Here is a 20,200-nt window from a genome sequence, read left to right on the forward strand (position 1 = left end):
GTGTTGGCGATGCGCCCGGACAGTCATGCAAATCAAGGATCGGGGGCTAGGTGTCGATTTCATCCGTGCTGGAAGATAGTTGGGCTCTTGTCCGGGACAATCTTGACCAGACCGTCTCGTTGCGGCGCGAGATCACATGGAAGCCCGACGGCAGCCCGGTGACGCAGGCCGATCTGTTTCAGGAAAAGCTGATCGCCGACTTTCTACGGGCGCGCCTGCCCGACGTGACCTTGATCGCCGAGGAAAGCTATGTCGCGGGGCAGGATATGCAGTCCGGCTGGGTCGCGGTGCTCGATCCGATCGACGGCACTGAAAATTTCTGCTCCGGCCTGAAGGAATGGGGCGTGGCGCTGTCGATCTGGCGCGATGGCGCGCATCAGGGCAGCGCATTGATGCTGCCGGAAATGGGCGATATCCTGATGTCCGGCATGTCGATCCCGACGTACAAGTCTCGGATCGTCGGCCTGTCTTCGTCCTATAACGCGGAAATCGGCGCCATCCTGGCTGACAATCCCGAAGGGCGCGTCATGGGGTGCGCCGTCTATAATATGTATAATGTCATACGCGGAGCCTATGCGCGTTTCGTCAACCCCAAGGGAGCCTATTCCTGGGATTTGTTGGCGGGTGTAGCGCTGGCCCATGAAGCCGGTTGCGCGGTATTTCTCGAAGGAGAACCTTATCATGGACAATTTCTCGACCCCGATAAGCGCCATCGCGTCGACATATGGCACCGACACGATCTTCATCCTGGGCAAGGGCCCGTCGGCTGACGATGTTCCCGCGGAAGTCTTCGCGGGATCGCTGGTAATCGGCATCAATGACGCAGAGCGCATTTATCCGGCCGATATTTCGATTTTCCATGCCGACTGGGTGAAGCAGTCGCTGGCGGAAAGCGGTGAGCGCGCGCGCCTCTATCTGACATCCACAGATTTTCGGTCTAAGGTCGCAGACGTGGTGCGGGCCGAGCATGTCCCGCTCAGCCAGGAAGGCGGTGACCTGATGATGCAGCGCCTGCTCGGCGGCGATTTCGTCATCGAGGACGTGCTGCTGATTTCCGCGTTGCAGGTCGCCCGCAAAGTGGCTGAGGCGCGCGGGCGGTCGCAGACTGTCTATCTGGTCGGATTCGATTTCCGCGCCGACATGGGCAGCGCCCATTCGCTGGGCCGTTCTTACGAGAATGACACGGCGGATCAGCGGCGGCTACGCATCGACATGCAGGAAAATTTTCTGCTGAACGCGCTCTACATGCTGCGCGGGACCAATCTCGACGTGGTGCATGTCGGCGATCGTTCCTATTCACGCATGACGACCACCGACCTGCGTCACGAGTTTTTGCCTGGTGGCGGCGAAGCGGAGCGCGCCTGGAATGTGTCCGTCATTGCCGAATTGACGACCAACCATTTCGGCGACCGCGGCAGGCTCGAACGGATGGTGCGCGCGGCAAAGGCGGCAGGCGCCAATTTCGTCAAGTTTCAGAAGCGCGATGTGGAAAGCTTCTACTCGCGTGAACAGTTGGCGGCGCCCTACAAGTCACCATTTGGGAAGACTTTTGGAGATTATCGCCATCAGCTGGAACTCAGCGATGACGACTTCGCCTATCTGGATGGGCTGTGCAAGCAACTGGGTATCCAGTGGTTCGCATCGGCGCTGGACGCCAAATCCTATCGCGAACTGATGGATCTCGGTTCGGCGATGATCAAGCTGCCGTCGACCATTTCGGAACATACCGACTATCTGTCGATGGTGGCGCAGACCTGCGATCGCCCGATCGTGTTGTCGACCGGCATGACCGACAAGGCGTTCGAACATTGGGTGCTCAACACCTTCAGGAACAGCCCCCAACTATATCTGCTGCAATGCAATTCGGCCTATCCGACCCCGGCGGAAGACTGCAATGTCGGCGTGGTCCGGCATTATGACCGGTTGTCGCGCGACCAGCCCCAAATCGTGGCGGGCTATTCCAGCCATGACGCAGGCTGGTTCGGCTCGGCCCTGGCGGTCGCAGCCGGCGCACGCATGGTCGAAAAGCACGTCAAGCTGGGCAACACCGAGTTTGCGCATTTCGATGCCGTGGCGCTGGACCTGACCAAGTCGGAATTCAAGGATTATGTCGCCAAGGTCCGCGAAGCGGAGATCGTCGTGGGGTCCGAGGAGAAGGATATCCGTCCCAGCGAGCATCATAAATATCGCGTGGCGGCGGCCGAATAAAATTTGGCCGCCGTTGTCGTCCAGCCATGGTTGTCATGGCATGGACGCAATTATAGCGCGTGGTCGTCCCTGTGCGAGCCGCGCATCAGAATGAGGGCATATTCTTCATGTCGAAGTCCAGTCGAATAGTCGCGCTGATGATCGGGCGGGGCGGCAGTTCGCTCAAGGGCAAGAATGTCCTGCCTGTCCATGACGTGCCCCTGATGGTATGGGCTGCGTCCGCGGCCCACCGCAGCGCGCATATCGGTCGCTATTATGTCAGCAGCGATGATGACGAGATATTGGAGACGGGTCGCAAGGCGGGTTATACCTCGATCCGTCGCCCGGATGAACTGGCCAGCGCGACGGCGCAAAGTTCGGACGCCGTGCGCCACGCCATGAAGTTGATCGAGGCGGAGGGCGACGTCGATATCGTGGTCGTCCAGCATGCCAATGTCGGCACCATCACCGAACGGATCATTGACGATTGCATCGAAGGTCTGTTGCAGGATCCGTCATTATCTTCGGTCGTGCCGTGTCACGACATGTCCGAATATCATCCTTATCGCGGCAAGACCGTGCTGGAGGACGGCACCCTGTCGCCCTTCGTGCCAGGATCGGGCAATGCGTCCGCCAACCGCCAGGAATTGCCGCCCTGTTTGTTCTTCGACCATTCTATCTGGGCGCTGCGCGCATCGGCGATTTGGGACAAGGATGGGCAGGGACCCTGGCCAGTGATGGGGCAGCGGATCAAGCCCTACATCACCGAGGGCTGTTTCGACGTCCACACGCTTGAAGACGTCGCCAAGACGGAAGCCTGGATCACCGCCAACGGCGTGGCCAAGCCGGTCTATCCGTTGGCATGACCGCTCCGGACGATAAGGGTTCTCATGGCCTTTATGCCGGCCGGCCATTCATGAATCATGTGCCGCGCTTGGCGTCATAGCGGCCCTTACAGGCCGCCAGCCATTCGGGTTTTGCAATTGACACGGCCTGACGGGCCGGTGCAAGTTTCGGCAACTTAAGTTATAGTGGGGCAAGATTAGTGTCGAGTGGTCCTAAGTCGATAACCACATCCGGGCCGCAGAACGCGAAAAGCGTCGAAATAGAGAGTAAAACGCCGGCCAAGCCTTCGGCGGTGAAGGCGAAGACGCCGACGATCATGATTACCGGCGCGCCATTGTCAGGTGGCGGCGTGCTGACGCGAATCTTGTCACTATTGGGTTGCGCCGCGCCGTCGACGCTTGCTCCCGCAAAGGCCGAACAGGGCGCCGAACCCTGGGAGTCGCAGCCGTTGGGCGATATCAACGCCCAATTGCTGGCTGCCGCCAAAACCGAATGGTCCGATTGGCGCGGCGTCGATCTAACGACCATCTCGTCAGCCGATCATGCGCGCCTGAGCGACGCGGCGCGAGGCGTGCTGAAGACTGAATTTCCGGGCGATCAGGCGCGCGTGTTCAAGGACCCGCGCAACAGCCTGCTGCAATCCTTCTGGACCGACCTATTGGGCGATCGGTCCAGGCAGATGGCGATCATCATGATCCGTAATCCGATAGAGGTGTCTGGATCGCTGTCGCAACATTTTGGTGTCGAACCACTTCAAGGCACCTTACTTTGGTTGCGCTACACGCTCGATGCCGAGCATGGCAGTCGGACTTTGAAGCGCATGTTCGTCAGTTATGACGATCTTCTGCAATCGCACCGGGCGCAGATCGAACGCCTCGAAACCGGCTTGGGCCTGACCTTGCCCAATTCCACTGAGCGTGCTTTTGTGGAAGTGGCCAATTATCTGTCGGGCTCGCTGCGCAACCACCGCGACACTAACGATATATTCCGTCCTCTGCCTCATGCGAGCGAATGGGTTGCCAATGTGTACCGCATCATGCGGTCCTGGGTGCTCCATGGGGAAAATAGGGCGGACCATGCTGTTTTGGACGCCATCCGCGCCGAGATGGGCCGGGCAGCCGTCATTTTCGCGCCAGTCGTGCGTGATCATGCCATGCAGGCTCGCAAGCTGGGCAGCATCTCTGGAAAGCTCGCAAAGGAAGAGGCGGGGCGCGCGAGCGAGCGCAAGAAACTCGACCAGACCATTGAGGAGTTGCAACAGAAACTCGCAGCCGCTGGCCCGCAGGCGGACGTCGCCAAGTGGGAAAAGGAACTGGGCGACAAGAACAAAACCGTCAAGGCGTTGCAAGAGGCGGTCGCCAAAAGTGATGCGCAAATCGCAGAATTGACCGCCACGCTAGACGAGCGGCAGGTGAAAATTTCATCGTTCCGCCGCGAACTGCAAAAGCGTGAAGCTGCGCTTGCCGAGAATTTGGCGGCGCAGGACGCATTGAAAGAGCAATTGTCTCAATCGATGTCCGAGGCGGACCGGGCCAAACGCCTCTGCGCCGATCTGGAAAAGGAAGCGGGCACGGCAGGTGAAAAAGCGGCGGCGCTCCAGGCGCAGCTCGCGGAGGTGACGGCCACAACGACGCAGCAGCAGGCCGAAATCAGCGCCTTGCGTGCAGCGGCTGCGTTGCATGAAAAAGCGCTGGCGGATCGCGATGGTCTGATGAAGGGGGCGATGGAGGCGCGCGACGGCGCCGATGGCCGCCTCGCCCAGTTGACCGAGAAATTCACCGAGCAACTTACCGCTTATCAAGTGCTGATGCAGGAAAAGTCGGCGGTCGAGGTCGAACTGGTGCGGTCGGGCATCGCGTTGGACAAAGCAGGTCATGACCTTGCTTGGGTCGAGGGCGAGAAACAGGGCCTGCGTCGTGATATCGCGGACCGGGATGGCCAACTGGAACGGCTGCAGGCTGAACTGGAAGCCGCGCGCGAGCAGAATATCTCTGGTGGCGAGCGCGCGACTGCCCTCGCCAATGATTTGGCGCAGCGTGGCGACGAGTTGACCGCTGTGAAGAGCGCTGCGGATTCGCTGCAAAAGGCCTTGGACGAGCAGAGTGCGGCTTTCGCAGCGACCCAAGATGAACTGGATAAGGTGAAAGCCGAACAGCGCGTCGCGGCGGAAACCGGTGATAGGCAGGCGGCGCAAGCCAAGGATGCCATTGCCGCTCTCGAAAAATCCATAACCGATCGCGATGGCCGCATAGCTGCCGCGGAAGACCAGCTTGCAACGCTGGGCGTCGATGTTACGCGGCTTCGGGAGGAGCGGGATGGGCTGCTCCAACAGCGAGATGCCGACGCGGAAGGGTTGAAGAATGCACAAGCGGCGCTGGCCGAGCAGGAAAATTTGCTGACTGCGCTCAAGCGCGATAGCGAGAGCAAGGCCGAGCAATTGTCCATGCAGGCAGCGCAGATGATTGCGTCGCGCGCCAAGCAGACGCAACTGCAGCAGGAGCGGTTGGCGATTGGGGACCAGCTCAAACAGGCGCATGAAGAACTGGAGCAGGTGCGTGGCGACCTGACCGTGCGCGAGGATGAAGCCGAAAATCTCGCCCAATATCTGGAGGAGCGGCAACGTGACCTGGATGCCGCGCGCGCGCAGGCGGCCAAGGATCAGGAAGTATTTAACCAGCAATTGCAACAGGCGCGCGCTGATGCGCAAGGGTTGGAGCGCCAACTCCTGCAGACCCGCGGCGAAGCGCAGGGCCTGAAGAATGAGAAGGCGGAAATGGAGCAGCTGCTCAAGCTCCGCCTGGATGAAGTGGTCGCGCTGAAACGGGACGTAGAAGTGCGCGATGGCGCGTTGACCGAACATAGCGCGCGCCTCAAGGACGTTGAAAGCAATCTGGCGCAGACCCAGAGCGCACTGTTGCAGCGGCAGTTGGAAACCGAAGAGGCGGCGGAGGAACTGCGCTTCCTGCGCAGCCAGTTGAAGGAAGAACAGGAGGCGAGAGGCGCCAAGGAAGAGCAACTGCGCCTGACAGACGAGAAGCTGGAAAAGTCCCAAGCTGAATTGCTTGCTGAGAAGGACCAGTCGGCCAAGGCCGAACTGGATCATGAAAAGACGCTGCAGGCGCGTTTCCAGGAAATCGCCCTGCTGATGACCGCGCTCAAGGAGGCGCAGGAGAAAGAGACGGACCTCGCCCATCTCAGAGTCGTTCGACATGAATTGTCGCGCCGCACGGATTCGCTCTATCTGCTTTTCGTGCGCGTCATGGATGCGTTGCTTGCGCAGGTGGCGTCGCCGCTGCTGCCTCGAAAGGTCAATCTGCGCCGCCAGCAGGCCGTGCTTGAAAAATACGGCTTGTTCGACGCAGGCTGGTATCTGGAAAACAACCGGGATGTCTATGACGCTGGCATGGATGCGACGGCCCATTTCGTCGCTTTCGGCCTGCAGGAAGGGCGGACGCCCAACCGGGCGGTGGATGAACTGCGTCGCAGCGCCGCGGTCATGGCGGAAGGCAAGGGGCGGTAACGGCAAATCAGTGCCGTGCCATATATTAAACCTACCGACCTCGACGATGGAGAGGGGCGCGTTGGCGCCTGATCGTAACAAAGGCTGACGATGTTGAATTTTGAAGAACTGGCCAAAGAAATCGATCAGTCGGGCCTGTTCGATCAAGACTGGTATGTGCGGAGCTTCCCTGATGCCAGCTTGCTGGACATCGGGCCGCTGGAGCATTTCGTACGTTTTGGCTTGCTGCTGAAGCGCGATCCTGGGCCGGGGTTCGACACGCATCATTATATGGACACCTACCCGGACGTGACCGCGGCCGGTATGCACGCGCTGGTCCATTATATCCGTTTTGGAAAGGGGGAGGGGCGTCAGCCGTTGCCGCCCATGGCCCAGCCGCCCTCCGGCGCGCCGACGGAAACGGCGCCTGACGGTGCCGGCTGGGTTTTGCGGCACGCGACCGACGCCTTCGGTTTGCGGGGATTGGAACCCGGCGCCCCGATGGCTGTCATCGCCAACATCGTCACCGCGCAGGACGGGGCGGCGATCGATCGCATTATCGGGCGCATGTCGTCGGACTTCGATCTCTTCCTGTTGGGGGGCACGAATCGTCTGGATGTGGGCGCGCTGCCGCCGTCGGTCCGTTCGTTGACCCTGCTGGGGGACGCTGATGAGACCGGCAATGCGCGGGGCTTCGCGCGACTGGCTGGATCGGGCGCGCTGGATGGCTATGCCGACGCTCTCTGGCTATCGCCGCAGGATGCAGCAGATCCGCTCTCTGATGAGGATATCGAGCAGCTGATCGCTCTTCATGGCGCCTTCAGCAGCGACGCTCAATGGGGCGTCGCCAGCGACCGCTTCATTTCCCTGAACAGCAACGATCCAGCGCAGAAATCCTTGGTGACGGCGCTCAATACCGCCTTGCCGCGGCTGGGCCTGTCGCTCGGCCAGGCGCCGTTGACCGTCCCGGCGGGATGGGGGCTGTGGTTCAAGCCATTTCTGTCGCGCATATTGGGCGGGACGGTGCGTCCGTTCGAAATGACGGCCGATGGCGCGGCCGGCAAGTTTCCCGGCCGCGCGACAGTGCTCGCCATGCTCGCCGCTGGCGCGCGGGAAGCCGCGCTGAACGTACGCCCGGCTGCGCGCAGCCTGCCCGCCGCACCGGCGGACCGCATGGTCAAGGCAGTGGCTTTCTATCTGCCGCAATTCCATCCGATCCCCGAAAACAACACATGGTGGGGCAAGGGCTTTACCGAATGGTCGAACGTGGTACGCGGCCGCCCGCTGTTCCGCCATCATTATCAGCCCCGCGTACCGGCGGACCTGGGCTATTATGACCTGCGGCTGGAAGACACGCAGGTCGCGCAAGCCGACCTGGCCCGGCAGTTCGGCGTCCACGGCTTCTGTTTCTATTATTACTGGTTCAACGGCAAGAAGCTGCTGAACCACCCGATCGAGCAACTGGCGCGTTCGTCCCGGATCGATACCGGCTTCTGCGTCTGTTGGGCCAATGAGAACTGGTCGCGCAACTGGGACGGGCAGAATCGCCACGTCTTGATGGAGCAGCAATATTCGCTGGAAAGCAATATCGCCTTCATCCACGAAATGATCCCGATGATGAAGGATCCGCGCTGGATCCGCTATTGCGGCAAGCCGGTGCTGCTCGTCTATCGCATCTCGATCATTCCCAACTGGCTGGAAACCGCGCGGATATGGCGCGAGGAATGCCGCAAGGCGGGGTTGGGTGAAATTCATCTCTGCGCGGTCCGCTTCGGCCTGGAGACATTGGGCGGTCAGCCCCAGGATCATGGTCTGGACAGTTATGTGCTGTTCCCGCCGCACGAAGGCGTGCGTGTCGATCTGCGTGATCAGGTGGATGACTTGCACAGGAATTTCGGTGGCGAAATCTTCGATTACAACGCCGTGGCCGATGGCGACGTCGAAAAATATGCCGCGGGTTATGAATGGCCGGTCCATCGCGGGGCTATGCTGGGTTGGGACAATACCGCCCGCCGCTTGACCGATTCGCGCATCTTCCGCGGCGCGACGCCCTATGGGTTTCGGCGCTGGATGCACGGCATATTGGAGCAGGATAACCGCCACAATCCCGCGCCCGAAACGATGATGTTCATCAATGCCTGGAACGAGTGGGCGGAGGGCACCTATCTGGAGCCGGACGAGCGTTGGGGGCTGACCAACCTGGCCGCCTTCGCGTCCGCGGCGCAGGCCGTGCCGGGCCTGCGCCCCGTAACCCTGCCGCAGGGGGTGGCGGCCCAGCCCAAGTCGGAAAACCGGCTCGCCCACCTTGGCAGCCCGCTGCGCGGTCAGGCGGACATGCCGCGTGGGCCAGTCTGGTATCGCGGCTTCAAGGAGGCCGATCCGACCAAGCCGACCATCCTGCTGTGCGCACATATTTCGGGACACCAGCTCTTTGGTGGCGAACGCAGCCTGCTCGATGTGCTGGAAGCCTTGGCCAAAATGCCGGTGAACGTCGTCATGACCCTGCCGAGCGATAATAATCGCGATTATATCAAGCGTATCCAGAAGCTCTGCGCGGGCGCTTACGCCTTCCACTATCCGCAATGGATGGACAAACGCGCCGTCTACGCCTGGCTTGCCCTGGATTTTGCCGACATCATCGCGCGTCATGCGGTGGATATCGTGCATGCCAACACCATCGTCCTGTTGGAACCGATCGTCGCTGCGCGTCGCATGGGGCGGGTCGCCCTCACCCATGTTCGCGAACTGATTTCCCTCGACGAAGGGTTGCAGGAGCGGATGAAGCAGACCACAGGCGAGATCGTCAGCGCGTTGTTCGGCAATACCGACTGGCTGATCGGCAACAGCCGGGCCACTTGCGACCTGTTCGCGCGCGGCGACCGGACTCTCTATGTGCCCAACGCCATCACCGCCGACGATTTCGAGATGCGCAACGTCTTCGGCAACGGCATCAAGTTTGGCATCGTCAGTTCCAACATACCCAAAAAGGGGATTGCCGATTTCGTGGAAGTGGCACGGCTGGCGGCTGGTCGCACTAACCGTGCGAAGTTCGTGATCATTGGACCGCGCACGCCGCAGATTGATAGCTGGATGGAGGAGGTCGCGCGGGGTGAACGGCCCAACAACCTGGAATTCGCCGGCTATAAGGATAGTGCGCGCGCGGCGATGCTTGAACTGAACGTGCTGCTGAACCTGTCCACCTTCGCCGAATCCTTTGGTCGAACCGTGGCGGAAGCGATGGCGGCGAAGCGGCCGGTGATCGCCTATCGCTGGGGCGCGCTGCCCGAACTGGTTCAGCATGGTGAGACCGGTTATATGGTGCCGTTCCGCGACATCGTCGGCGTGGTCGATGCGGTGGTGGATCTGTGCGAGCATGACGACAAGATCGTGGCCATGGGCGAGAAGGGCCATGCTTTTATCACCAGCCAATTCTCCCAGGAGCGTTTGAGCGAGCATGTGACGTTGGCCTATGAGCGTATCTGCGGCCGGCCGATGGGTGCCGATTCGTCGGTTTCGGCCGACCAGCCTTTGCCGATCGCAGCGCAGACGACGGGCGCGGCCTTGCCCACGACGGTCATTATCCCAGTCTATAACGCGCCGGAAGAAGTGCGCGCCTGCATCACATCGGTGCTCAAACATACCGACCTGCGGCAAACCCAGATATTGGTGATCGATGACGGCAGCCCCGATCCCGCGATTGGTCCGCTGCTAGACGCTTTTGTCGGCACACCGGGGCTGACGATCCAGCGCTCGCCGCAAAATCTGGGCTATACCCGCACGATCAACATGGGCATCGCACAGGCTGAGGGGCGTGATGTCGTGCTGCTCAACAGCGACACGCTCGTCACGCCTAAATGGTTGGAAGGGCTGCGCGCCACGGCCTATAGCAGGCCGCAGGTTGGCACGGTTACGGCAATGGGCGACAATGCCGGCGCCTTCTCCTTCCCGATCTTCAACCAGAAATGCGACAAGCCCGCGCATCTGGGCCATGAGGAATATGCGCTGGCCATAGTGCAGGGCGCGTTCGCCAGCAGGCCGCCGGAAGTGCCGACCGGATCGGGCTTTTGCCTGTTCATCCGGCGCGCGATGATCGATCAGTGCGGCGCATTTGACGAGGAAGGATTTCCGCGCGGTTACGGGGAGGAGAATGATTTCTGCCTGCGCGGCATGAAGGCGGGCTGGGTCAATCTGATTTCCCCCTGGGCCTTCGTCTTCCATGTTCGCACCGCCAGCTTCAAGGGTGAGAAGGACAAACTGATCAAGGCGGGTGTCGATGTCGTGACGAAACGCTATCCAGACTATGCGCCAATGGTAAAGGCGGCCTTCTCCGCGCCCGATATGATAGCGTTGCGGGAGGCCACGGCGCGCGTGGTGAGCGATCTGACGGCGACATGAGGGAGCATCAGGCGACAGCCCTCATGCGATCTGCCAGTGTGAGCGTTCGAAAAGGCGAGTTCGGTGGCTGCGGGCGTTTTGGCGCGGGGTTGATCGCGATTGTTCGGCAGCGTGGGCCAGGTGAGGCGAAAGCGCTTACCAGTGACTTCAGCAGGCAGGATATTGAGTTTCATTCCCGGTGGCGTAGCAACCAGACTTCACCCAGAGCCTTGGTGCCGCTGGATGCGGAGCATTGGCGGGAACGAGCGTGTCTGCGTTCAGTCGCAACTGCATAGTCTTGCCCTGACGAGCAACAGGCAAAATGAAGACATCGGCGCGTTGATCGGGTGGGGCCAGATGCACTTCACCCAATAGGGTTCCTCCTCCCTTAAGTCCCAGCGACAGCCTCTCCAGCGGCTGGCTCGCGCAATATGCCATCCATTTTCTTCCCATGTGAAACCAGCCATCAGGACCCAGCATGGGGCCGTCGGATAGGTATTGCGCTTCCCTCGTCCATCCAGCACCGGGGTCGGCGTCAGGCGTCGCCAACGACCGGTCGATGCGTCGAATATGACATAAGCTGACGTAGTCGACAGTTCAGGGCTTCACGATCTTATGGAGTTTTGCCGGCCAGCCGCCCTTGCGCTGTGGTTCCAGATGTTCGCGCCCGGCAACGATGACGCTACTGGCGCGCTCCTGATATTCGCCCGATTGCAGGATAGACCGTAATATTCCAGCCTTCGTCTCTCCCCGCTCCAACAAGGCCAGATGGTGGCTGAGGCCGGCGGGGTCGGCAGCGCGTCCCAATAGCTGATCATAGAAGGTGCGGACAAATGTATCATTGTCCAAGGCCAGCATATCACCGATCTGGATAACAGGTTTTCCGGGATGCACAGGAGCCAGAGGCGCCGGAACAGCAGGGGCTTTTTCCGCGACGGAAGGCGTTGGAGAACGCGACGGCGCGGTTTTCCTGCGCCGTCGCGAGTTGTTTTCCGGGGCGAGTAATTCCATGCCCTCTACCGATACGGCATCGCTGTTACGCTCAAACTCGCCCGATTTGAGGATGGAGCGCAAAATATCGGCCTTGGACGTGCCGCTGCCGAGTAATGCGATATGATGATCGAACCCTGCCGCATCCGCCTCGCGACCCAGCAGTCGGCGATAAAAGGCGTCGACAAAGTCGGCTGCATCAAGCGCCAGCAGATCGGCGATACGCACCACCGCTTTATGCGATGCGGCGGACACCTGTTGCGACGGAGCCGGCGGGGGGGCGATTACTGGCCATTGCGGCTGGACAGAAGGCGGCGGAGCGGCGTCGATAACCGCGCCCGGTTCATTTTTCGCGGCGGCTTCGTTTTTGATCTGAGGGAAACGCAAACCCTTTGGCCAGCGCGATTTGCGGAGCAGTTCCCGCCCGACAACGCTCACAGGGGTGCGGCGCTCGCGAAACTCTTCGGTTTCCAGAAAGGCTTCGATGATCTGAGCCTTGGTGGTGCCGCTGTTCAGCAAGGCGATATGATGTTCGAGGCCCGACGGATCCACCGGACGACCCAGCAATTGCCGGTAGGCGGCTTGGACAAACGCATCGCTATCCAACTGCAATAGGTCGGCGATCCGCACGACGGCCCCGTCGCTGCGCAGGCCAAGCGCGCTGTCCGCTGCATATTCCGAAGATGTGCTGGTGAAAGCGCTTGTAGCGCCGTGCAGCGCGTCGGCGGCTTCGATGCGGCCGACGAGCCGGTCGTGGAGGTCCGGACTCCTGGCCAGTTCCATCGCGAAATCGAACAGACCCTTCGACCACTGATCCCAGTTGCCGCCGCTTTTTTCCTCAACCTTCGACTGTTCGGCGCTGATCGCCTTGCCGATGAGGGCGGGCACGTCCCGGTTGTCGGTGAAGAGGAATATGCCGCTGGTCGCGCCAAATGTCGCCAGAATTTCCCGCGTCGGTGCGATGTCGCGCGCGATCACGGGCTTGCCGAGGGCCAGGGCGTTCATGATCGACAGGCCAAAACCTTCATAATAGGAGGGCAGGACGACCGCGCTGCTGCGGGCGAACAGGTCGTTCATCTGTTCGTCAGGCAGGGTGCCGGCCTGCACCGTCCGCGCATTCCCATCGACCCTGCTGTCACCGCCCAATATGGTGATGGCGAGATTGGGATGCGCCTGGGCGATGAGCGCGCCTATCTCTTGCGATGCCTTGTGCGGGAAATGATTGCCCATCACCAGCACATGGTCTCGCGCCCGATCGACCTTTTGATAGCGTCCGGCATAGGCTGCGAGCTTGGTCGGCAGCAACCGGGTGTAGGCAGGCACGGTGAATTGACGGGGGAACCGATTGCGGAAGGTCGTCTCGGAAAAGCGGCTATTGAAGAACAGGCCGTTGGCGTGGCGAGCGACATAGGCCCACAGCGCGTCAAGGCCGTTTTCGGCGCGCATGTGGCTGCAATCCAGCGCGATGACGTCGAGCATACCGTATAGCGTAACCGGCGCCAGATGCTCCATCGTGCGCACGGTTTGCAGATCGAAAGGCTGGCCGGGCATGATCGCGACGGCGTAGATGGGATCGCATTCGCGGCGCTGTTTGATCCGCTGCATCTTGTCGATGCCGTGGAAGCGCGCGATCGATGGTTCGCAAATGGCGTGAATTTCCACGTCATTCGGCGCCGCGCGCTCGCACCAGCGGATGAAGTTCATCATATGGTCGGTGGTGCCATTATGGTGGCGGCCGAAGGTGAGCAGGTTGATGGCGATCTTCAGCTTGCCGTCGACATTGGGTACCAGCTGCCGGAGCTTTAATTCGGCTCGATAGCCGGCCGACGCTTCATAGGATCGGACCAGCGGCAGGAATTCAGGATGCCGGGCGGCGATTTTCTGCAAATTGCCTTCGCGCTGCCCTTTCAGATCGATATCGCGCAGCAGGAAGGATGCGGAGCCGGCATGATAGGCATAGGCGTGATTGGCCATGACTGCGCGAAAGCCGACCTTGCCGGCGCGCATCACCAGGTCGTTTTCTTCCTCATAGCCGACACCGAATGCTTCATCGAGGGGCGCGAAATTGGCGACCACGGATGGCGCGATAAGCATGTAGAAACCGACCGCCGTCGGCGCCCAACTGTAACGCGGCAGGAAGGATTGGACCGACCGCCAGGCGGCATAGCAAGCGTCTGGCATGACGAAGACGCCGGACATGGCGTGCGGCGACTGGGGGAAGGTGGAAATGGAGGCGTTGTTGGAGCGAGGGCAGACGAAGCCGATCTGCGGGTCCGCCTGCAGCACCGCCAGCATTTCCGCCAGCGTGTTCTTGTAGGTCAGCGTGTCGCTGTTGACCAGCAAGGCGGCCGCGCCCCGATCCTGGGCCAGGGCGAGGCCCTTGTTGACGCTCTTGACGAAGCCGACATTTTCCTGGTTCGTCACGAGTTCGTGGATCAGGCCGCGTTTTGCATATTTTGCCAGCAGCGCGGCGACGACCTGATCATCGGGAGAGTCGTTGATGACGATGACGCGAGGCGCATGGTCCGCCACTTCAGCGACATGGGCATTCAATGAATCCAGACATGCTTCAACAAGATCGGCGTTGCGATAGACCGGGATGATGATGTCGAGATTCATGAACGATCCTTGGCAGGCATCTGGGTAGGCGAATCAGGCATTTCGTGTTGCCGCCTTTCAGCGGGCGATCTTGGCGCGTTCCACCAATGGCCGCCACCAATGCTCGTTACTCAGATACCAGCGCAGCGTTTCCGCAAAGCCCTGCGGGAAATCGCGGGCGGGTTCATAGCCGAGTTCGCCGCGAATCTTGCTTTCATCGATCGCGTACCGCCGATCATGTCCTTTGCGATCCTCCACATAGGTCATGAGATCGACCGACGATCCGCCGCGTGCGGCGGGAGCGTCGGGGAAGGTGGCCGCCAATGCGGGATTTTCGGCGAAGGCTGCGTCAACCCCACGACAGATTTCACGCACGACTTCGATATTGGGCAATTCCTGGCCACCACCGACATTGTAGGTTTCGCCAATCCGGCCCTTGCGCAGGATCAGTTCGATACCGACGCAATGATCCTCGACATGCAGCCAGTCGCGGACATTGAGGCCGTCGCCATAGATGGGCAGATTCCGGCCCGACAGCGCGTTGAGCGTGAACAGGGGAATCAGCTTTTCGGGAAACTGATAGGGGCCGTAATTATTCGAGCAATTGCTGGTCGTCGTTTCCAGCCCATAAGTGTGGTGATAGGCGCGAACGAGATGATCCGATCCGGCTTTGGATGCGGAATAGGGCGAGTTGGGCGAATAGGGCGTGGTTTCGCTGAACGCGGGATCGTCCATTTCCAGCGACCCATAGACTTCGTCGGTCGAAACATGGTGGAAGCGGTGAGGGCGGCCGCTGCCCTTGTCCAACCAGGCGATCTTGGCGGCCTTCAGCAGGCTGTGTGTGCCCACGACGTTGGTGGTGACGAATGCATCCGGACCTGTGATCGACCGATCGACATGGCTCTCCGCGGCAAAATGGACCACAGTGTCAATGGCATGGTCATCCATCAGGCGCGACACGAGCGCGGTGTCGCAAATGTCGCCCTCGACCAGTTCTACCCCGTCCAGCCCCGCGATATTGGCAGGGTTGCCCGCATAGGTCAGGACATCCAGAACGATGATATTGTCCTGCGGCGCAACCTTGCGCCAATGATGCACGAAATTCGCGCCGATAAAACCTGCGCCGCCCGTTACAATCAGATTTGCCATCGTACTATTCATGCTCCCTGCACAAAATCTTTGCCGAATCGTTCGGGCCGGCTTCAGTCGATTACTCTTCTTTTCCCGCCTCGGTCGAGGGTTTAGCTTCCGCTCTCCAAGTCCGCTTTGCCGCCACCGTTACACCGTCGTCCAGGCATTCACGATGCTCGCTGCGATGGCCAGCGCCATCATGATCGCGGATGGCGGAAAGACGGTGTTGGGTCGAGAAGAAATTAGGCTGCTTGGACCGCAGACGGAAAATGGCCGATCAGCGTCTATCGCGTCAAGCCGGGATCGGTGATCGTCGCCGCCATGCGCCGGAATAGCGCTGCAGATCGGATAATCCATAGCGCGGGCAGCGCGATTGCTCTCAGCATTGGCCGTCATCCGTTCGTCATTGCCGCATAGGCGCCTCAGCCGATGCTTCAATACAGCCCCAAAGCGATAAGGCCTGCGCCCAGCATACGCCTGTCCTTGCTCTCGCCGAAGGTTGCGGGCGATTTCGGTTCGTTGCATTGCAGGTAGAGGATGACGTCGCCGTGGCCGATCGCGACAGACGGCAGGCGCAGGCGGATCGTCTGTGGAACCGCGCGCACATCGTAGCGGCCGAGAAACACACCGTTCGCTGTGATATGCACCTCCAATGGATCGCTGTCTGATGGCAGGAACGCCTGGAGGTTGAGGAACATATCGACATATCCCCCCCGGTAGTCCTGAATATGGAAGCGGATCGCATGCTGCTGATCGCGACCCCAGACGCCCCACCCTTCCATATTCCACCAACCGGACGCCAAAAAGCGACCGAAGGCCTCGGCCGTTTCGGTCGTGACGACGATACCCTTGGTCAAAACGGGGAAACCGCTGGCCGACCACAGAGCGGCATCCGTTGGCACGGCATCCCGTTTGAAGCCGATGAGCAGCGCTATTTCGGTTTCGAGCCGCGCGATCCGTGCCTCCATCGCCGCCAAGCGATCTTCGCTGCCACGGGATTCCTCATGAGCTATGATGTCGTCCAATCCGATCCGGCCTCATTGTTGTCGCGGGGAACGCGCGTCGCAAGACACGTTATCAACCGCGCGCCACACTTTCGATATAGTCCTTCAGATCCTCGATGCGATCCTTGGTCGCGTCGAGAAAACGAAGCGCCGCATCGTCATGAACATCATTTCGATCGGCCTGTCGAAAATATTCATGGTCGAAGCGCTTGAATTTTTCGGGATGATCGACCCTCGTCGCCATAGCGGCCATGATCAAGAAATACGTAATGGATATGACGCTCCATTCTTCATGATGGCGAAGATCGTGATTGTCGTCATCAGTCTGTCTGTGGCTTTCTGGACATTGGCTGGTCGTCTGATATGGCCGAAGGTCCCGGCTTTTCGTTATAAGATCATGATCCGACTGCGCTTTTGCAATGGCCCGATCACCCGCCGTTCCCATCTATCATGGGGCGGCGGGCTACAACAAGTCACGACCCTGTACAACCTAAGGTGTCAAGCGGGATTGAGGACATCAATCCGGGTGGCGTCAAGCGCGTCGATTTCTGCAGCATCGTGGGTCACGTAGAGAATGGGTATGCCGGTTCGCCCCGGTATGTCCCGTATCAGTCCCAGCAGACCGGCCTTGCGCCTGTCGTCCAGCGACGACAAAGGTTCATCCATCAGCAGGATCTGCGGACCGGACAGCAGGGCGCGGCCGATCGCAACGCGCTGCGCTTCGCCGCCTGACAAAGTGATGGGCCAGCGGTCGAGAAGGCCATCCAGGCCCAGCAGATCGATCACCGTCGAAAGGGAGGCCGGTCCCTCACCCCTGCGGCCGTAGAGCAGATTGGCGCGGACGCGCAGATGGGGGAACAGCCGAGTATCCTGAAATACATAGCCGCATCCGCGCAATTTGGATGGTATGTCGATGGCCTGCCGATGATCAAACAATAATGTCCCGTCGATGCGGATATGTCCTTCGTCGGGGCGTATCAGTCCCGCGACCATATGCAATATCGTCGTCTTGCCGATTCCCGACGGACCGAACAGGGCGCTGATGCCTGTATCGGTCCGCATCGTGACGCCAATGATCCGCCCTCCTACCCGGCGTCGCACGTCAATATCGATCAACATGGCTCCGCTTTCCCCTCGTCATGCGGCGCGCCAGCAGTTCCGCAGCTACCAGGGCGGATAGCGAAAGCGCCAATGATATCAGGGCCAGTCGCGTGACCAGTCCTTCGCCGCCGGGTGTTTGCATGGCGGCGTGGATGGCGATGGGCAAGGTCTGCGTTTCGCCCGGAATGTTGGAAACAAAGGTGATGGTCGCGCCGAATTCTCCCATGCAACGCGCAAATCCAAGAATGGCGCCCGCCAGCAGGCCGGGCATGGCGAGCGGCAGAGAAATCGTCCAGAAGGTGCGTATGCGCCCGGCACCCAATGTGTGGGCGGCTTGCTCCAACCGCCTGTCGATCGCCTCGATAGAGAGGCGGATCGCGCGCACCATCAGCGGCATGGCCATGATGGCGGCCGCCAGCGCCGCGCCGGTCCATCGGAACAGGATGGTGACACCGAACCATGTGTGGAGCCACTGGCCGATCGGTCCCTGAGCGCCGAACAGCAGCAGCAGCAGCCATCCTGTCACGACCGGCGGCACAACCAGCGGAAGGTGCACCAGCGCGTCGAGCAGCAATTTGCCTGGAAAGCGCCATCGCGCCAATATCCAGGCCAAGGTGAAGGCGAACGGCAACATCGCGGTCGTAGCGACCAGGCTGATCCGCAGCGAAAGGCCGATGATGGTCCATTCTTCCGGGGTGAAAGTGGACATCAGGACCGGCCGATCTCAGGTGAGGTCGCAATCATGGACCATCGAAGCCGGAAAGTGATTATCGCGCGGGCCATGTCGGCTCCGTCTTAGGACCGATCAGCGTGGCGGCAAGTCGATTTTCGATGCCATGCTCAGGATGGGATCAAGTGATATCGCCAGAATTATCATTGGCCAGCATTGCCCGGCGGCGTGGCAGTCGCTAGCGCACTATCCTACCATCGGCATGACGGGAAACGGGACTGGAATGAAGCAACTGATCGCATTCGACCTGGACGGCACGCTGGCCGAGAGCAAGCAGCCGTTGGGCGAGGCCATGGGCGAAGCGCTGGCGGACCTGCTCGGCGTAGCGCATGTGGCGGTGATCTCCGGCGGCGACTGGCCACAGTTCGAAAAGCAGGTGGCAAGCCGCCTGCCGGCGCATGCAGACCGATCGCGCCTATGGCTGATGCCAACAACTGGTACGAAGCTGTACGTCTATGCGGACGGCGATTGGTCGCCCGTCTATGCCGAACTGTTCGATGCGGCGCAGAAGGCGGCGATATTGAAAGCCTTTGACGCGGCGTTGGAGGCTACTGGCTTTGTTCCCGAACAGACCTGGGGCGAACGGATCGAGGACCGAGGGAGCCAAATCACTTTTTCCGCGCTGGGCCAGCAAGCGCCGATCCACGCCAAGGAAGGTTGGGATCCCGATTTCGCCAAGCGCAGGATCATTCAGGCGGACTTGCAGCAGCGCCTGCCCGGCCTGTCCATCAATATGGGTGGCGCCACGTCGATCGACATCACGCGCGAGGGGGTGGACAAGGCCTATGGCCTGAAGAAATTGCGGGATGCCAGCAGCATTGCGCTCGACGCGATGATGTTCATCGGCGACGCCATTTTTCCCGGCGGCAATGATTATCCGGCCCAGCAATTGGGTCTGGACACGGTGCGAGTGCGCGATCCGCAGGAAACGCTGGCGGTGATCGCGGCGATCGTCGCCTGTCAGAAACAGGGCGTCAGGGCGCGGTGAAGCCGTAGCGGGCGAGTACTGCCTTGCCTGTTCTTGACAGCAGGAAGCGGCGGAAGGCTTCGGCGTCACGATGGCGACTACCCGTCAGGCGGGCCAGCGGATAGCGGATCTGGGCATGGCTACCGATGGGAAAGGCGCCGACGACACGGATTGCGCGCGATGCGCGGGCATCGGTGGCGTAGACGATACCCAGCGGCGCTTCTCCACGTTCGACAAGCGCCAGTGCTGCACGGACATTTTCTCCTCGCGCGATCTTGTTGGCTACCGACCGCCAGACGCCCAATGTGGTCAGAGCCGCCTTGCCATATTTACCCGCCGGAACACTGTCGGGATCGGCCATGGCAAGGCGCGAATCGCCCAGCACGCGGGCGATCGGCATATTCTTGCCGATGCGCAGCCGCACTGGCCGATTGGCCGGAGCGATGAGCACCAGCCGATTGCCCGCGATATTGGCGCGCGTGCTCCGCACGACGAAGCCGGCGCGCTCCACATCGGTCATCCAGTCTTCGTCGGCGGACAGGAACAGGTCCGCCGGCGCGCCCGCCTTGATCTGTCGGGCAAGCGCGGACGAGCCGGCGAAGGACAGGACAGGGCGGGCGTGACCCTGCGCCGCCCATGCGCCTGCCGCTGCCGTCATCGCTTCTTGAAGGCTGGCTGCAGCCAGCACCAGTGGTCCGCGTTCGCCGGGCGCCGCATGGGCCAGCGGCGCGATGATCATGGTCAGGATGGCGGTCAAGCGAAAGAACAGGCGT

General features: G+C 60.8%; 14 protein-coding genes. 6 read left to right on the top strand and 8 right to left on the bottom strand.

All coding sequences use genetic code 11. The features are described 5' to 3' along the window. Positions 1-50 precede the first annotated feature (50 nt). The 5 genes from sphantq_RS13480 (at position 51) to sphantq_RS13500 (ending at position 10,927) form a co-directional block, all read left to right on the top strand. Positions 51-770: an inositol monophosphatase family protein gene (locus sphantq_RS13480; protein WP_082678961.1), complete on the top strand. Its 720-nt coding sequence runs from the start codon at positions 51-53 to the stop codon at positions 768-770. Continuing rightward, positions 682-2,208 (top strand): N-acetylneuraminate synthase family protein, encoded by a 1,527-nt coding sequence (locus sphantq_RS13485; protein ID WP_066600405.1) that lies wholly within the window; start codon positions 682-684, stop codon positions 2,206-2,208. Before sphantq_RS13480 ends, sphantq_RS13485 begins: the two co-directional genes overlap by 89 nt. 107 nt (positions 2,209-2,315) lie before the next feature. Then, positions 2,316-3,053 (top strand): acylneuraminate cytidylyltransferase family protein, encoded by a 738-nt coding sequence (locus sphantq_RS13490; protein WP_148648314.1) that lies wholly within the window; start codon positions 2,316-2,318, stop codon positions 3,051-3,053. A gap of 272 nt (positions 3,054-3,325) precedes the next feature. Next, positions 3,326-6,553: a hypothetical protein gene (locus sphantq_RS13495; RefSeq protein ID WP_272798729.1), complete on the top strand. Its 3,228-nt coding sequence runs from the start codon at positions 3,326-3,328 to the stop codon at positions 6,551-6,553. A 90-nt stretch (positions 6,554-6,643) separates the two neighbouring features. Continuing rightward, positions 6,644-10,927, top strand: coding sequence for a glycoside hydrolase family 99-like domain-containing protein (locus sphantq_RS13500; protein ID WP_272798730.1), 4,284 nt, complete (start codon positions 6,644-6,646; stop codon positions 10,925-10,927). Between the two features lie 147 nt (positions 10,928-11,074). Here sphantq_RS13500 and sphantq_RS13505 read toward each other — a convergent pair whose 3' ends face one another. The 7 genes from sphantq_RS13505 to modB form a co-directional block, all read right to left on the bottom strand. Further along, on the bottom strand, positions 11,075-11,386 hold the full coding sequence (locus tag sphantq_RS13505) for a hypothetical protein (RefSeq protein WP_272798731.1): 312 nt from the start codon (positions 11,384-11,386) through the stop codon (positions 11,075-11,077). Between the two features lie 117 nt (positions 11,387-11,503). Further along, positions 11,504-14,515 (bottom strand): DUF4214 domain-containing protein, encoded by a 3,012-nt coding sequence (locus sphantq_RS13510; RefSeq protein WP_272798732.1) that lies wholly within the window; start codon positions 14,513-14,515, stop codon positions 11,504-11,506. A 57-nt stretch (positions 14,516-14,572) separates the two neighbouring features. Continuing rightward, positions 14,573-15,643 carry a dTDP-glucose 4,6-dehydratase gene (gene rfbB, locus sphantq_RS13515; protein WP_272798733.1) on the bottom strand — a complete coding sequence of 357 codons (1,071 nt, stop codon included), beginning with the start codon at positions 15,641-15,643 and terminating at the stop codon, positions 14,573-14,575. 416 nt (positions 15,644-16,059) lie between these two features. Beyond that, on the bottom strand, positions 16,060-16,602 hold the full coding sequence (locus tag sphantq_RS13520; RefSeq protein ID WP_272798734.1) for a hypothetical protein: 543 nt from the start codon (positions 16,600-16,602) through the stop codon (positions 16,060-16,062). Positions 16,603-16,702: 100 nt separating this feature from the next. Beyond that, the gene (locus tag sphantq_RS13525; protein ID WP_272798735.1) at positions 16,703-17,074 is read right to left on the bottom strand and encodes a hypothetical protein; all 372 of its coding nucleotides are present in this window, start codon (positions 17,072-17,074) and stop codon (positions 16,703-16,705) included. Positions 17,075-17,127: 53 nt separating this feature from the next. Further along, positions 17,128-17,748, bottom strand: coding sequence for an ATP-binding cassette domain-containing protein (locus sphantq_RS13530; protein ID WP_272798736.1), 621 nt, complete (start codon positions 17,746-17,748; stop codon positions 17,128-17,130). Beyond that, positions 17,732-18,439, bottom strand: coding sequence for a molybdate ABC transporter permease subunit (gene modB / locus sphantq_RS13535; RefSeq protein WP_066600436.1), 708 nt, complete (start codon positions 18,437-18,439; stop codon positions 17,732-17,734). Before modB ends, sphantq_RS13530 begins: the two co-directional genes overlap by 17 nt. Before the next feature lie 244 nt (positions 18,440-18,683). Here modB and sphantq_RS13540 point away from each other — a divergent pair, with 244 nt between their 5' ends. Beyond that, the gene (locus tag sphantq_RS13540; protein ID WP_272798737.1) at positions 18,684-19,448 is read left to right on the top strand and encodes an HAD-IIB family hydrolase; all 765 of its coding nucleotides are present in this window, start codon (positions 18,684-18,686) and stop codon (positions 19,446-19,448) included. Here sphantq_RS13540 and modA read toward each other — a convergent pair. Beyond that, entirely contained in the window at positions 19,435-20,166 is a 732-nt protein-coding gene (gene modA, locus sphantq_RS13545; protein ID WP_408021500.1) for a molybdate ABC transporter substrate-binding protein, read from the bottom strand. The two genes, sphantq_RS13540 and modA, sit on opposite strands and share 14 nt — an antisense overlap. Between the last annotated feature and the right edge of the window lie 34 nt (positions 20,167-20,200).

The organism is Sphingobium sp. AntQ-1 (genome assembly GCF_028538045.1).
GTDB lineage: Bacteria > Pseudomonadota > Alphaproteobacteria > Sphingomonadales > Sphingomonadaceae > Sphingobium > Sphingobium cupriresistens.